Source organism: Levilactobacillus hammesii DSM 16381 (assembly GCF_001434395.1).
In the GTDB taxonomy this organism is placed as follows: Bacteria; Bacillota; Bacilli; order Lactobacillales; family Lactobacillaceae; genus Levilactobacillus; species Levilactobacillus hammesii.
On the sequence record NZ_AZFS01000006.1, the window covers coordinates 38,767 to 53,308 of the forward strand.

The 14,542-nt window shown below is 50.3% G+C and carries 14 protein-coding genes and 1 tRNA gene; 7 read left to right on the forward strand and 8 right to left on the reverse strand.

Annotated elements, in window-relative coordinates:
- Positions 1-511 precede the first annotated feature (511 nt).
- From FD28_RS00365 to FD28_RS00375, 3 genes are all read left to right on the forward strand, one after another.
- Positions 512-584, forward strand: a tRNA-Lys gene (locus FD28_RS00365).
- Between the two features lie 162 nt (positions 585-746).
- A complete protein-coding gene (locus FD28_RS00370; protein WP_057731374.1) occupies positions 747-1,058 on the forward strand; it encodes a hypothetical protein in 312 nt (103 codons plus the stop codon).
- Positions 1,059-1,371: 313 nt separating this feature from the next.
- Entirely contained in the window at positions 1,372-1,977 is a 606-nt protein-coding gene (locus FD28_RS00375) for a hypothetical protein (RefSeq protein WP_057731377.1), read from the forward strand.
- A gap of 41 nt (positions 1,978-2,018) precedes the next feature.
- On the opposite strand, the gene FD28_RS00380 is transcribed toward FD28_RS00375, so the two are convergent.
- The 4 genes from FD28_RS00380 to FD28_RS00395 form a co-directional block, all read right to left on the reverse strand.
- Complete coding sequence (locus FD28_RS00380) at positions 2,019-2,255, reverse strand: hypothetical protein (RefSeq protein WP_057731381.1); 237 nt, start codon at positions 2,253-2,255, stop codon at positions 2,019-2,021.
- Positions 2,256-2,583: 328 nt separating this feature from the next.
- The gene (locus FD28_RS00385) at positions 2,584-4,194 is read right to left on the reverse strand and encodes a peptide ABC transporter substrate-binding protein (RefSeq protein WP_057731384.1); all 1,611 of its coding nucleotides are present in this window, start codon (positions 4,192-4,194) and stop codon (positions 2,584-2,586) included.
- A 466-nt stretch (positions 4,195-4,660) separates the two neighbouring features.
- Positions 4,661-4,936, reverse strand: coding sequence for a hypothetical protein (locus FD28_RS00390; protein ID WP_057731386.1), 276 nt, complete (start codon positions 4,934-4,936; stop codon positions 4,661-4,663).
- A gap of 71 nt (positions 4,937-5,007) precedes the next feature.
- Positions 5,008-6,186 (reverse strand): MDR family MFS transporter, encoded by a 1,179-nt coding sequence (locus FD28_RS00395; RefSeq protein ID WP_057731389.1) that lies wholly within the window; start codon positions 6,184-6,186, stop codon positions 5,008-5,010.
- A 148-nt stretch (positions 6,187-6,334) separates the two neighbouring features.
- On the opposite strand from FD28_RS00395, the gene FD28_RS00400 reads away from it, so the two are divergent.
- Positions 6,335-6,871, forward strand: coding sequence for a flavodoxin family protein (locus FD28_RS00400; protein WP_057731393.1), 537 nt, complete (start codon positions 6,335-6,337; stop codon positions 6,869-6,871).
- Positions 6,872-7,365: 494 nt separating this feature from the next.
- Here the strand turns inward: FD28_RS00400 and dnaB are convergent, their stop codons facing one another.
- The 3 genes from dnaB to FD28_RS00415 all read right to left on the reverse strand — a co-directional run bounded on the left by dnaB (position 7,366) and on the right by FD28_RS00415 (position 11,618).
- The gene (dnaB, locus tag FD28_RS00405; RefSeq protein WP_057731395.1) at positions 7,366-8,757 is read right to left on the reverse strand and encodes a replicative DNA helicase; all 1,392 of its coding nucleotides are present in this window, start codon (positions 8,755-8,757) and stop codon (positions 7,366-7,368) included.
- A gap of 315 nt (positions 8,758-9,072) precedes the next feature.
- Positions 9,073-9,531, reverse strand: a complete 459-nt coding sequence (gene rplI / locus FD28_RS00410) for a 50S ribosomal protein L9 (RefSeq protein ID WP_057731398.1) — start codon at positions 9,529-9,531, stop codon at positions 9,073-9,075.
- A gap of 71 nt (positions 9,532-9,602) precedes the next feature.
- Complete coding sequence (locus FD28_RS00415; RefSeq protein ID WP_083478072.1) at positions 9,603-11,618, reverse strand: DHH family phosphoesterase; 2,016 nt, start codon at positions 11,616-11,618, stop codon at positions 9,603-9,605.
- Positions 11,619-11,914: 296 nt separating this feature from the next.
- Here FD28_RS00415 and FD28_RS00420 point away from each other — a divergent pair, with 296 nt between their 5' ends.
- Positions 11,915-12,673 (forward strand): MerR family transcriptional regulator, encoded by a 759-nt coding sequence (locus FD28_RS00420; protein ID WP_057731401.1) that lies wholly within the window; start codon positions 11,915-11,917, stop codon positions 12,671-12,673.
- Positions 12,674-12,835: 162 nt separating this feature from the next.
- On the opposite strand, the gene FD28_RS00425 is transcribed toward FD28_RS00420, so the two are convergent.
- Positions 12,836-13,660 carry a hypothetical protein gene (locus FD28_RS00425; RefSeq protein WP_235806813.1) on the reverse strand — a complete coding sequence of 275 codons (825 nt, stop codon included), beginning with the start codon at positions 13,658-13,660 and terminating at the stop codon, positions 12,836-12,838.
- Positions 13,661-13,902: 242 nt separating this feature from the next.
- Between FD28_RS00425 and FD28_RS00430 the strand changes: the two genes are divergently transcribed.
- Both FD28_RS00430 and FD28_RS00435 read left to right on the forward strand, forming a co-directional pair.
- Positions 13,903-14,100: a type II toxin-antitoxin system HicA family toxin gene (locus tag FD28_RS00430; protein ID WP_057731404.1), complete on the forward strand. Its 198-nt coding sequence runs from the start codon at positions 13,903-13,905 to the stop codon at positions 14,098-14,100.
- 26 nt (positions 14,101-14,126) lie between these two features.
- Positions 14,127-14,516 carry a type II toxin-antitoxin system HicB family antitoxin gene (locus tag FD28_RS00435; RefSeq protein WP_057731406.1) on the forward strand — a complete coding sequence of 130 codons (390 nt, stop codon included), beginning with the start codon at positions 14,127-14,129 and terminating at the stop codon, positions 14,514-14,516.
- Positions 14,517-14,542 lie beyond the last annotated feature (26 nt).

The following is a 14,542-nucleotide window of genomic DNA, read 5'->3' on the forward strand; positions in this document are numbered from 1 at the left end:
TACGATTTATTGTACGGTTTTATTGATCGTTTAAAGTCAAGGTATAAAGGGTCGGCACTAATCGCCGACCATGATGTGTCTTCAGGTGCGTTGACCGTCCTGATAAGGTTCCAGTGACGGGAAAACAACGCTATCTGAATTATAACACATCGTGAAGTTTCTTTCAGTTCAGACCGCTGTAAGGGTTAAGCTGGAGTTAAACAAACATTTCCCGGGAAATAGCAAATTGTAATGAACAAATTAGCGAATTTTGTCCGATTTTAAATTATTTTACTTTTCCCGTATGCCGAATTGACGCCATTTACTCGAAAAATCGCTAAAATCCAAAAAAAAATTTATTTTTCGTCACGACGCGAAATTCCCGTTAAATTAGGAATCACAGCCGCATAATAACCAATTTTTTGAATAAAAATCAACTTTTTTTCAAAAAGGGGTTGCGCACCCCTAATCCTCATGATATGATAGTTCTCGTTGATATGGAAGACATACAACAGCAACAACTTAATCACATGGGCAGTTAGCTCAGCTGGCAGAGCAACGGACTCTTAATCCGTGGGTCCAGGGTTCGATCCCCTGACTGCCCATAACTACTAATCAGCTTTCACGAAGACGTCTTCGTGGTTGCTGATTTTTTTGTGTCTTCAAGTTATAAATATCCGTTTTGTTTATGTTTATTCAATTTAGGCATCCCCCCTCTGTTATACTTATGAGGCAAACCATTATCCGTTTAGTAGGAGGAGCTTATCATGAATGATCAACCCTTTTCAACCAATATGCTAACCCTGGAAGTTCTGGATGCCATCTGTGACCGCCTGCAAATCCGGCCCAGCGCCCTGATCTTTTTGGATCACGATTTCTCAAGTGACGAGGTGGTGGCTCTTGAAAAACAGCTCATCGATAACACCCACCAGCAACGGCGCACCCACGTCACCGATTTAGCGCAGCACCTTCAAGTCATTAAACCCCTTACCGATGCTGCCGCTCAGCAGATGGCGGGCGAACTGGCGACCGCGCTCATTCAGGAAGACCGCTTCACGCGAACCTTAACCCTTGCCTAACCGAATTGGGGCGCAAGCTGCCTGGTGGTCCCCGTTTCGGCACCCGATGGCAAAAATAATCAACCGTTCAGAAGACTACCTACTTCTGAACGGTTGATTTTTAGTTAGGTCTCAGATCCGGTTGGGGTTATTCACCATCAGTCACCCATTCGACCAACTCCTGCGCTGCCGCCTAGCAGCTAAACCACTGACGCACCAGCGTTCAAGCCGCTTTTTATAAGCCTTTTTCTATTCAGTTCAATGTATAAAGCCGTTAAACGTTGACTTGGCGGGTAAATTTCCGTAGTCTGGAGGCTAACAAAGGAGGGCAATCATGAATAAATTAATTGTCGGCACCATCGTTGCGTTGGCCCTCGGTGGTACCGGAACCGGCCTCGCTATTCGCCACTTCACCGCACGGATTCCCTTCACCGTGACCAAAGTACAGTACAACGGTCGCACGCACAAGCTACTACTCAAGACAAAATCCGCCAAGCCACAGGCTCTCAAGGTTATCTATAAAGGAAAGACCTTGACCGAATCTACCCGTGCCCTCAAACACCACCGCTTTAACGTCAAATTTCGTGGCTACGGGACGTTTAAAGTCACCAACGGCCATCTGACTAAAAAGGTCGCGGCCAAGCGCTATGCCACCAATAAGCCGGTTCTCCAGGCGGCCAAGACCCCTGCCAACCAGCGGCTCTGGGAGCCAACGCTTAAGGTCCCCGTACACAGCACGGTCACGCTAAAATTCCGCGGTAAACTCTACCACGCTGTCAGCAAGGACCAGCAGACCAAAGTTACTCTCAAGATCCCCGTTAGAACACGAATCTCGGACCAAGCCTTTCGCCAAGAAACCATCACCATGACGGCCAAACAGCCACACAAGAAGACCAGTAAGCCCGTCCAACGTAAGATTGGCTTGGATTTTCCGGCCTAAACCAAAAACAGCCATCCCACGCGGGGACCGCTGCCGTCTGTTCAGCGCGACCGGTAACGGCGCACCGCTTCAAATAGATCGATCAGTGCGAATAAACCAACAAACCCACCGACGCTCTTCAATAATAGGATCACGTAACTTAACCAGAATAATTGCCCTTGCAACAGATAATCGATCGTCCCCTTCGCCAAAATGACGGGGACCATCAAACACAAAAATATCTCCAATAAGTCAACCGTTTGCACAACTTGATCTCGCAATATTTTTTGAAAACTCACTGCGCAGCCTCCTCCAGGACAGACCTGCCCCATTCACCTGCTATTTGCCATCAACAATTGCCGACGTTCCCCCAAATAATCAGCTGAAACGGTTCCCCGAGATCCACCTTAGCCTTATAGTAACATAAACTAATCGCCTACTGATTAGTTTTCTGATACAACTATTATCCCCCTATAGAAGGCCTAAAAAAAGCCGCTCTGCATCTCTGCAGAACGACTTAAGAATTGGGGTTGGTTGATGCGGTGAGTGGGGTCTCTCGGGGCGGACACTCACGGTATTTTCGGAAAAAGGGGAATGGCTTTCTAGCAACGATGACATCGCTAAACGTTACTTCCAATAAGCATACTTGTATTGCGCGTCGGTCATCATCGTGTACTTCAAACCACCAACTTGACTAGAGACCAGGTGAGCCTTGGCTTGTTGATAGAGCGGAACTAATCCGGCCTGTTGGGTCACATACTTGTCAGCTTCTTTCATCAGATCCCACCGTTGCTGCGTGGTATGGGTCGCCGTGTCATCAATCTGCTTCATCAAATTGGTAAAGTGGGCGTTGTTCCATTTCGTAAAGTTCACGGAACTGGTTTCATCGGCCATTTGCAAGAAGTCGGAAGGATCCCGCCAACCGGTATTCCAGCCATCCAGGTCGATATCGTAGTTACCCGCGGATCCCTTCGCAATTTGTTGCGCCAATGGCATTGATTTAATCGTCAGAGTTAAACCTGGCATGTACTTTTGTGCCTGTTGTTGCAGGTATTGGGCGGCATGTTTCTGTTCATCAGTATCGGCCGTCAATAATTCCAGGCTGGCCTTCTTGATACCCAGTTCCTTCTTCGCTTCATTCCAAAGTTGGGTCGCCTTCTTTGGGTTGTAGCTCAGTAAGTTGCCAACATCCTCGGAGAAGTCCTTGCCGGTAGTTGGATCGTTCCCATCACCATAGGGAATCAAGCTCTTCGCAGCGGCCGAACCGTCTTGGAGCACGTTCTTCGTCAGCGCCGTCCGGTCCACCACGTAAGAGAAAGCTTGCCGAACCTTGGTATTGTGCGTAACCGTCTTCTTATCGTTGAATTCCAAGAACCGCATCGAGCTATTTAAGGTCGTCTTCATTTCCTGATTATTGGCATTTTGCTTAATGTATTGGCCCGTCAAACTGGTCTCTTGGACCTTGCCGGACTTGAAGAGGCTGGCTGAAGTCCCTGGATCCTTGACGACTTGGACGTTTACCTTGCCGATCTTAACGTTCTTGGCGTTCCAGTAGTGCGTATTCTTCACGTAAGACCAGCTATCCGTTGTCCCGCTCCAGCCCACTAACTTGTAGGCACCTTCGGACATGGTCTTCGTTGAGGAAGTCCCGTACTTGCTGCCGTATTTCTTAAACAAGTCCGTCTTCATGGGATATTCGGACGTGGCGAGAATATCGGGCAACCAAGGTTGCGGCTTGGACAAGGTCAACTGTAAGGTCGACTTATCGAGTGCCTTGACCCCCAAAGCGGAAACGGACTTCTTTCCGGCCTGCACGGCGTCATAGTTCTTCAGAAATTTCAGCTTGTTGGCAACCTGTGACTTGGATTGCGGATTGATCTGCCACTGGAAGGACGTCACAAAGTCCTGCGCCGTCACGGGATCACCGTTGGCCCATTTGGCCGCTTTCTTAATCTTAAAGGTGTAAACCGTACCGTTATGGGTGGGTTTAACCATCTTTTCGGCAACGCCGGCCACGACTTTACCATTCTGGTCCAGCGTATAGAGTCCCTCTTGCGTCTGGGCAATCATGCTAGAACTATTGGAGTCCCCCGAAATGGCAGGATCAGCCGTTGCCGGATTGCCAATCATCGTCACATCCAATGCCTTATCCGCACTACTCTTGGCTTGCGTGGTACCACAGCCGGCCAAAGCCGCAATCGCTAATAATCCAAAACTCAATCCCACTAATTTTTTCATAATCCAATCCCTCATTTCGTTTAAATAGAAAAAGTCATCCGTCCCCGTTGGTTTTCTCAAACCAACAAGGGCGAATGACTCGCGGTACCACCTTGTTTTTTCTCTCATGGCGCTGACAATTGCCAGCTCCCCGTGCGGTAATGGGCACGACCCAGGGGTAACTACTAGTTTCATTACCGCGACGCTCCGATGCGCTTCACCTTAACTGATTGATTCGGCTCCCATCGTCCCGAACTCGCTTGCCAACTTGTTTAAGGTTACTCTTCTTCGCTTGGTCTCATATATTGATATTTAATTTATCATCATTCATTATTGCTGTCAATACTTTTATAAAGATTCATTTTAGTGCATATTTTATGAATAATTGGGTAAAAAAAGAGCTAACCCTTATCCCTATAGGCTAGCTCTAATGCATATTGACGTTTAAACACTCAAAAATACCCGAAAATTCGTTTAGATATTCATTTTAGTGATGAGTCTGATTTTGTTGTTGCCGAACTGGCGAGGTGGTGGTCGTTTGGCGACTCACCATCTTCCCCTCTTGACTGGTCGTGGTCTGCGTCTTGATCTCAACGTGACCGCTCCCCGTCGTATTCGTCACCTGCACCGCCGTTTGGCCCGATGTGGGTTTCACGACGGAGTCCGTAATGGTCGACTGATTTTGTGGGGGTTGGACAAATAGCAATAGCCCAACCACGACACCGATCAGCAGACCGCAGATTCCCCTTATCCTTTTTTTCATGTGCTTTCCCCTGATTTCCCTAATCATCCAGATAGTTACCTAGTGTCATTATACACCAAACGCCACAGAACTCATTTAAAAGTTTCCACACGGTGTTGGTTCCCCGTAATAATTACACCATTCAGCGCCAGAATCGCCAGGTTCGCGACCGCCGCAATAATAAAGAGCAGCGTATAGGAAGAATGGTCGATGACGATCCCCCCGAACAGCGGCCCTACCGCTTTTCCAACCGAGGCCCAAGCATTGGCCATGCCTTGATACTTGCCCTTCACGGCCGTGGGAGTCAGATTGTTGACGATCGCCGGAATGGCGGGAAAAGCCGTGGCTTCCCCCATGGTTAAGATCACCATCGCAATCACGAAATGCAGATAGTCCTTGGCAAAGATCAGCGTCACAAAGGAAATAGCGACGAAGAAGATCCCCGCGTAGACCTGCAAGTAGAGATTACTGAAGTAGTGTGAGAACCAGTTAATTAACGCCTGGAAGACCACAATCAACCCGGCATTCAGCGTCCACAACAGGCTGTAATCCTTCATGGGAATCCCCATGCCCGTCATGTAAACGGACAGGTTCGAGACCCACTGTTCATACATGATCCAGACGATCACTAACGAGATGAAGAACCCCGCCATGATTCGGCGATTGGGCAAGGCGATGTGTACCTGCTGATTTTCCCGTTTTACAATCTGCCGGTGCATCACCGCCGGGGCGTGGTAGCAGAACACCGCCACGATCAGAAACAGAACAAACAGGCTCGCCGCAATGCCAAACAGCAACGTCACGCTGGTATTATACACATAACCCACCATCGCCGTCCCTAAGACGACTCCCAAGTTCTGCGCAAAATACAACATGTTAAATATGTACCGGCCATCTCGGCTATGAATCGTGGTTCCCAGCGAGTTGACCATGGTCAGCGTCCAACCGGAAGCCAGCCCCAAGAAGAGGAGCGAGATTGGAAATGCGGGCCACCCGTGGTTGAAGATCAGGCTACCCAGCGTCAGGAGCGACACGCTGACGCCCCCAATCGTCAGATAATACGGATTCAGACGATCAAATAACCGACCGCCTAGCACGCTCCCAACCACGTTGGCCAGCGAGTAAAACAGTAACACAATCCCCACCTCCGTCAATGACGTTCCCAGGCGATTGTGCATGTAAATGGTGGTTAACGGCCAGATGAAACTCATGCCGATACTGCTAAACAGTGCGCCCAGCAGCAACCAACGAAGTCGAATTTCTTGTTGCATAGTGCTCCTCCTTTCCCAAAAGTCGTTAAGCTACATTCTAGCACTAGCCTTCGGAAAATAACCACCCGCGAATTTCGCGAAACCGTTACCAATTCAAAGTTCTCAACCGTTATGAAATTTATTCCCTACCTTAAAGGAGCGATGCCCCATGACCATCCTGTTTATCAATGGCAGTCCCCGGCACCACGGCAATACCGCAACCCTGGGCGCACGCCTACTTGCCGATCTGCCCGTGGCCACCCGGCACCTAGCCGACTATCAGCTAAACTTTGTTCAAGACTTCCGGGACACCACTCACCCGCAACTCGATCTCAGCGATGATTATGAAGCCCTGATGCAAGCCGACTTTGCCACGGCCACCGATATTGTGCTGGGCACCCCCGTCTACTGGTACGGCATGACCGGCCAGATGAAGGTCTTCATGGACCGCTGGTTTGATAGTTTTAGTCACGACTTCCCCTTTGCCGGTAAACGCCTCTACCTGCTGCTTGTGGGCGCGGATCAGCCGGACATCAAGGCTACCGGCATCGCTTCGGCCGTTCAGTATTCCTGCGACTGGCTGCACATGGCCTTCCAGGGGACCGGAATCGTCACCGCCGATGGTCCCACGGACGTGGCGTCCCTAGTCACGCTCCCCGCCAGTTGTCGCGATCTTCGGCAAAAACTTCTCGCCGCTTCTAAATAATGTTTCATGTGAAACATTTAGATGCCAAACAGGCGGACCTGAGCCAAAAGCCGCAGGTCCGCCTGTTGATCACTAATTTTAGACAATGAAAAAACCACCGCTCGGGGAAAGCGATGGTCATCGGAGTAGGGGTAACGTCATTATAACAATGACGTTAACTATTTTTTCATTATTCCAGGGGAGGAGGAGTACATGAAAAAAGATTGTTAATCTTTGGTAGAAGCAACCTATTGGTTAACTTCTATGCTACATATAGTAATCGGAAAATATGACGAAAATGTGAACTTTCTCGCACAACCGTATGAATTTTACACCTAAACACCATTTATCCACTTATTTTTCCCATTTAAACAATTATTTGGGGACACAACTTGATTGATATCAATTTATTCGGACGAATTTCTATCGCTTTTTGCCAAACCAGCGCGCCCCCCGTACACCAAACCATAAAGCGGTTAACCGAGTCTCCCCGATCAACCGCTTGGCGTGCCTATTTAGTCGGGCGTATACGCGACCGACGAGAATTTATTGAATGATTTGACGAACAACAGCTTCACGGTTCCCCGTGGACCCGAACGGTTCTTTTCAATGATGACTTCAACTTCACCGACGTCTTGATCACCGTCATCACGGGGATCACTGTCGTTGTCACCACCGCCATCCTCATCACCGTCACGCTCGTAATAATCGTCACGGTACAGGAAGGAAACGATATCGGCATCTTGTTCGATTGAACCGGATTCCCGAATATCGGACAGCACGGGCCGCTTATCCTGCCGCTGTTCCACGCCCCGTGAGAGCTGGGACAGCGCAATTACGGGCACGTGCAATTCCTTAGCGAGCTTCTTTAACTGCCGGGAAATATCGGAAACTTCTTGTTGCCGACTTTCGTGGTTGGACCCTTCAATCAGCTGCAGGTAATCGATCACGATTAACCCCAAGTTACCCTTTTCCTTCGCCAACCGCCGACACTTCGCCCGAATTTCGGTAATCTTGTTACCGGCCGTATCATCGATGTAGATACTGGCCTTGGCCAGGCTACCCATCGCCACGATCAGGTTCTGCCACTCATCCTCGGACAATTGCCCCGTCCGCAAGTGGTTGGCATCGATGGAACCTTCCGCACACAGCATCCGGTTAACCAGCGACTCGGCACTCATTTCCAGACTAAAGATCGCCACGGTCTTATCCGTCTTGGTTCCCACGTTTTGGGCAATGTTCAGCGCAAACGCGGTCTTCCCCACGGCAGGCCGCGCCGCCAGAATCATCAGCTCGTCATCATGGAGGCCGGTAGTCATCTTATCCAGTTCCGCATACCCCGTCGACAGCCCCGTAATCACGTCACCCTGTTCGGAGAGCTTGTTGATCTCCTCAAAGGACGTGTTCAGCACGTCGCGGATCGGCTTAAACCCGGATTGGCTCCGCGTCTCCGCCACGCTCATGATGTCGCGTTCGGCATTGTCTAACAGGTCTGAGACGTCCTCATCCTGCTGATACCCCTGCGTGGCAATGTTAGTGGCCGTTTGGATTAACCGCCGTAAAATCGCCTTTTCCTGCACGATTTTGGCATAGTAGGTCGCGTTGGCAGCCGTCGGGACCGCTCCCGCCAGATCGGCGATGTAGGTAATGCCACCGACATCGTCCAGTTCATTTTTAGCCGTCAATCGATCCGTGATGGTCACGACATCAATGGCCTCATCACGATCGTTGAGGTCGATCATGGCTTGAAAAATGATTTGATGTTCCCGGCGGTAGAAGTCCTCCGGTGCCAGGTATTCCAACGCATCCACCAACGCATCGGTACTCAAAAAGATCGCCCCGAGGACGGCCTTTTCGGCATCGAGGTTCTGTGGTGGTGTGTGGTCTGTTAGTACGTTATTATCCATGCTTAACTGATTACCTCTTCACTGGCTTTTGAACAAACGACAATGCTGTGACTTGCCGGATACACGGATCTTATCCGCATCCGGCAAGTATTAAGACACCTATTTTACCATGTAACCAGGGGGAGGTAAACTCGATGACGACTTCCCCCAACTCTGCCAATGGACGGCGGTACCAACCGGTCCAACCGCCCGTTGACCCCAAATTTCTCTAACCTGAATCATACACTACTTTGCGCGACAAGCGGTATCTAAACGCCTCGCCGAACGCCATAAGAAAAGACCGCCACCCCATCGTGACGGTCTCCATTTATCAGATTATTTTTGCTTAGCTGCCACGTGCACGCGAATCTTCGCGGTCACTTCAGTGTGGAGCTTAACCGGAACGTTGGTGTAACCCAATGACCGGATAGGTTCTGGGAGTTCAACCTTACGCTTGTCGATCTTCAAATCGAATTGCTTTTGCAAAGCCTGAACGATCTGCTTGCTAGGAATGGACCCGAACAGCCGACCATCTTCACCAGCCTTAGCCACAATTTCAACGACCGTTTTGTCGTTTTCCAAGTGCTTTTGCAGTTCCTTGGCTTCGGCTAAGTTCTCAGCCTCACGCCGTTCTTCTGCTTTGCGTTCACCCTTCAACTGGCTCATCGCGGATTGGTTGGCTTCTTTGGCCAATCCCCGCTTGATCAGGAAGTTTTGGGCGTAGCCATCAGGAACATTCTTGATTTCACCGCGCTTACCCTTGCCGCGGACATCCTTCATAAAAATGACTTTCACGTCGGTCACTCCTCACTTATAATTCAATTCTACTTTTAATCCTACGCCGAAACGCAACCAGAAGCAATTAACTATTTGGCCGCGTTGGCGGGTTCCTCACTGGGGTTCAAGATATCCAGCAACTGCTGCTTGACCTCGGCCACGGATTTATCGCTAATCTGCGTGGCAGCGTTGGAGAGATGGCCCCCACCGCCCATGGCTTCCATGGTCAGCTGAACGTTGATCTCACCCAACGACCGAGCGGAAATTCCCACCCGACCATCGGCCCGCCGCGTAATGACAAACGACGCATCCACGCCGGACATATTCAGCAGGTCATCGGCGGCCTGGGCTGCCGTGACGGGATCATAGGTCTGATCCTCTTCGCCGGCAATTAAGGCCATGTCTTCATTAACGAACTCAACCATCTCAATCAGGTGGTTACGTTGCAGGTAACTGTCGACGTTTTCCTTCATATACTGTTGCATTTCGATCGAATCCGCCCCGGCAGACCGTAAGTAACTGGCGGCATCAAACGTCCGCGTCCCGGTCCGCAACGAGAAGTGCTTGGTATCCACGAAGATCCCGGTCAACATCGCCGTTGCTTCCAGCTTGTTGATGGGTTCACCCTCTTGGGACTGGTACTCAAACATTTCGGTAATCAACTCACACGTCGAGCTGGCATAGGGTTCGATGTAGACCAACAATGGATTTTCGGGGAATTCTTCGCCCCGCCGGTGATGATCAATAATCATGACCCGGTTCTCCAAGCGGTGGTACAGGTCCGCGGAAATCGAAATGGACGGCTTCGAATGGTCCACCATCAGCAACATACTCTGCGCCGTGGCCTTTTCCAACGCTTCTTGGGGCGAAATAATGGCGGCATCCAGATCGGGATAGGCCTTCAGATTATCCAGCAACCGCTGAACATCGGAGTGAACCGTTTCCTTATCCAACACAATCCAACAGGTCTTGTGGTTCATTTTGGCAATTCGGCGAATCCCCAGGCAAGCGCCCAGCGAATCCATATCCGGTTGCGTATGACCCTGAACGAAGATCTGGTCGGACTCGTTCATCAGCTCTTGTAGCGCCTGTGAAATCATCCGCGCTCGTACCCGCGTCCGTTTCTCCATTGGGTTGGTCTTACCACCGTAATAGCGGGCTTCCTGGTCGGCGGCTTTCACCACGACCTGGTCCCCACCCCGGCCGAGCGCCAAGTCCAGATTACTCTGTGCTTGGTCGGCCAGTTTGTTCAAATTAGGATCGCCATAAGCAATCCCAATACTCAGGGTCAGCGGGAAGTTTTGCTTCGACGTGGTCTCCCGAATGGTATCCAAAATTTTAAATTTATCGGCTTCAATCTCGGCCAGCGACTGGGCGTAGGCCAACACGAAGTAGTGATCGTCATCCAACTGTTTTAAGTACATATCAAACTGCTGTACCCACGCGGATAACTCGTTGGTCACGTAATTTCTCAGGTTAGAAATATCCTGATCGGTCATCGACTGGGTAACCTCATCATAGTTATCCAAGAAGACCTGTCCAATGGCAATCTTCTCGTTATCGTACTGTTCTTGAATCAACTGGTAATGCGTGATGTCGTAGAGGTAAACGGCATGAAAATCCGGCTCCACAAACAACGTAAAACGGTTGTCGCGCCATTTCACAGTCGTCATCGTCTTAGGCTCAGCATCGTTGATCAACTTGGCCAGCTCAGCATCCACATCGTTGATCGACCGACTTAAAACATCGGTGTCGCCAAAGTAGTGCTGCAGGTAGGGATTCACCCATTCCACCTGGTCGCTGTCCCCCAGAATCATGACACCGGGTGGCATCCGCAACAGGGCTTCTTGCTCCCCCTGCTGGATTCGAAAGGACAGATCGGAAATGTACTGCGTGGTGTCGTCACCGATCTCCGCCATGGTATTGAAAATCATGAGCGTGGCGATCCCTACTAGGACAAGGGCGATAATACCAAAGACCCAGTTCAACAGAAACGACAGAACAATCCCGAGAATGGCCAGAGCAGCCGTCATGATAGCGATGCCGCGCAGACGCCGGTTCTGTAAGAACTCGGGTATGTTGGCTCGCGAAAATATTTTTTTCATTTTGCTCCTCATCTGATTCATCTGGAAAAATTCGTTTTGACCCCCACTTCACGGGCTTGCCGCGGGGGAATCAAAAAGTTACAAATAATACCTATATTTTATCACACTACCGGCCAATCACAAAATGGGGGTCCTGCATAAAACGCCGGCATGGCGGGGTTGTTCCCTATTTTTAGACTGACCTCATTGGATTTAGTCGCCCAAATATAAAACGCTATCATTTTCATAAAAGGTCTTGACCTTGACGTTGCGGTAACCCTTATAGTAAGTTCTAGACAAGAAATGAGGTGGTCACCATGACCTACAGCGTTCAAGAGCTGGCCCAACTCGCTGGTGTGAGTTCCCGTACGCTCCGTTATTACGATCAGATTGGCCTGCTTCCCGCCGAGCGCGGCCACAACGGCTACCGTGAATATTCACCCGCAGCCGTCGATCGCCTGCAACTGATTCGCTACTTCCAGGAATTTGACTTCAGCCTGACACAGATTCAGGACTTACTGACGCAGTCCAGCACGGCCCAAACCGCCGCCCTGGCACAGCAGCGCGCCCACCTGCAGGAACGTCGTGACCACCTCACGGCCTTGTTGAATACCCTGGACCGCACGCTTGCGGCCCGCAATGGAGGTCCCCACATGACAGATACCGAAAAATTTGCCGCTTTCAAGCAACAACAACTCACCGATAACGACCGCCAATTTGGCACGGAGGCCCGCCACCGTTATGGTCAGGAAACCGTCGACGCGAGTCAGCAACAATTCGCCAACCTGAGTGCAGCCGATTATCAGGCCATGCAGGCGACGGAACAAGACCTTTTCACCCAGCTCAAAACGGTCGCGACAACCCAGGATCTCACGAGTAAGGCAGCCCAAGCCGTCTACGCGTTGCACCGCCAGTGGTTGTGTTTCACGTGGAACAATTACTCGACCGAGGCCCACCGGGGGCTGGCCCAACTTTACCGCGATGACGCCCGCTTCGCCAACTACTACAACGATCGGGTTGGCGTGGCAAATGCGGCAACGACCCTGGCCGCGGTGATTCAGCACTATGCCCACTAGCGCCGTTTAGAGATTAGGCATCACTCAAAGCCCGACTCTTTCAGAATCTCAAACGTTCTGAAAGAGCCGGGTTTTATTTTTACCATTATGGTGGCGAAACAGGGGCCGCTCACCCACAAAAGGGACCTGCCATTTCTGACAGGTCCCTTCTTAACAGTCTGCTTAATCCAATCCCCACTCAGCTGAACCCGCAAAGTACGGCTTGGCGTTGAGCGTGAAGTTCGTCCACGAGGCCGCGGTATCGTAAGTATCATCGACGGGCGTATAGTTTTGGTTCTGCTGCCCCAACGTTTTAATCGTCAAGCGGTAGTGGTGTTTCCCCAACTTCCAGTCCGCAAAGCCCTTCAACGGTGTCTTGTAGTCAATCTTATAGGTTGACCCACTCTTGGTCAGCTTAGAAATCTTGACCGTATCCGTGGGCTTTAATTTGGCAAAGGCGTCATCGGCGGTCGCGTTCATCCAGTGATCGTCAATCTGGGTCATCCGGGCCTTACTGTAGGTCTGAATGTAATTGTCCAAAGTCACCACCAGAGCCCCGGAGTAAGTCGGCTGATTGGTCCACCCCGGTGACATGACAAAGCCCTTCCCCTGACGCAGAACTTGTGTCCGAATCGGCGCCCGCAACGTCTTGATGTATTTAAAGTTAGTGGTATTAAACCGAATGTATTTTTGACTGTATTTTACCTTTTGAGTCTGCGCGTAATGAACATCCCCGAGGGTAAACGTGGCGTACTCTTTAAAGTTCGGCGCCTTCCCCCGCGTATCAATTGAACTGACCGCCAGCAGTTTATTCTTCTTAATGTGAATCGTCTGGTAGCCCGTCTTGGTCTTCTCCTTGGCCCCAATCGTCATGGCCCGCTTGGTGCGGACGTAGGTCGTGTAGAGCGGTAGATCCTTGGACTTCGTTGCCGCCTGGGCCGTGGTTACGCCGCCCAGCGCCATGAGTACCACGGCCAAAGCAAGGCCTAACTTATGTACAGTTTTCATGTAATCCCCTCCTGTCGCTAGTTTATGCCTCTCCCCCACAAAATGAAACACTCATTTTGGCTAGGTTCACCGTTAACCCAGGAAAGAAAGCTAACTCTAGCTATTGGGGGAACAAACCGGTTCACAGGCTTCCTGTCAAAGACTTAGCGGTTTCAAAAACAAGCGCGCAAAAGCCCGAGCCTTTTTATCGCTATATACACAATGATTGTGTATAATAGTTTTCAAAAAGAGGTTCCCTACGAATGCCAATGACGCCTAAGGAATTATTGAAACTCCTCAAGCAAAACGGATTCATTGTTAAACCCAACCAGCACAATGGCACGAGTCATCTTAAAATGTGGAACCCCAAAACTAATGTCACCATCCCGGTTCCCATTCACCCACATGAGCTTAAAAAGGGAACCGAACAAGGGATTCTCAAACAAGCTGGTTTAAAATAGACACCCGCCCTAAGGAGGACTTTCTCATGACGCAAAATTCACAGGTTATTTATCCCATTATTCTTCATCCCGAAGACACTGGTGGCTACAGCGTTGAAATCCCAGACCTTGCCGATTCCTGGACACAAGGTGATAACCCCATTGAGGCCTTGGACATGGCCCGCGATTTAATTGGCACCCTATTGGTTGATGAAACGACTTTTCCAGTGGCCACGCCCTTCGAAGACTTGACGGTCACCGCGCCCGCTATCAAAAGTTTAGTCGAGGTGGATATGCGCGTCTTTCGTCAGAATCATACCCACATCGTTAGAAAAAATGTCTCGATCCCCGAGTACCTGAACGTGCTAGGGAAAAAGCAGGGCCTCAATTTTTCCGAAGTTCTAACCGAGGCACTCCACGACAAACTGAACGCCTAAAATCCCTGAGCACACGCCCAGGGCTT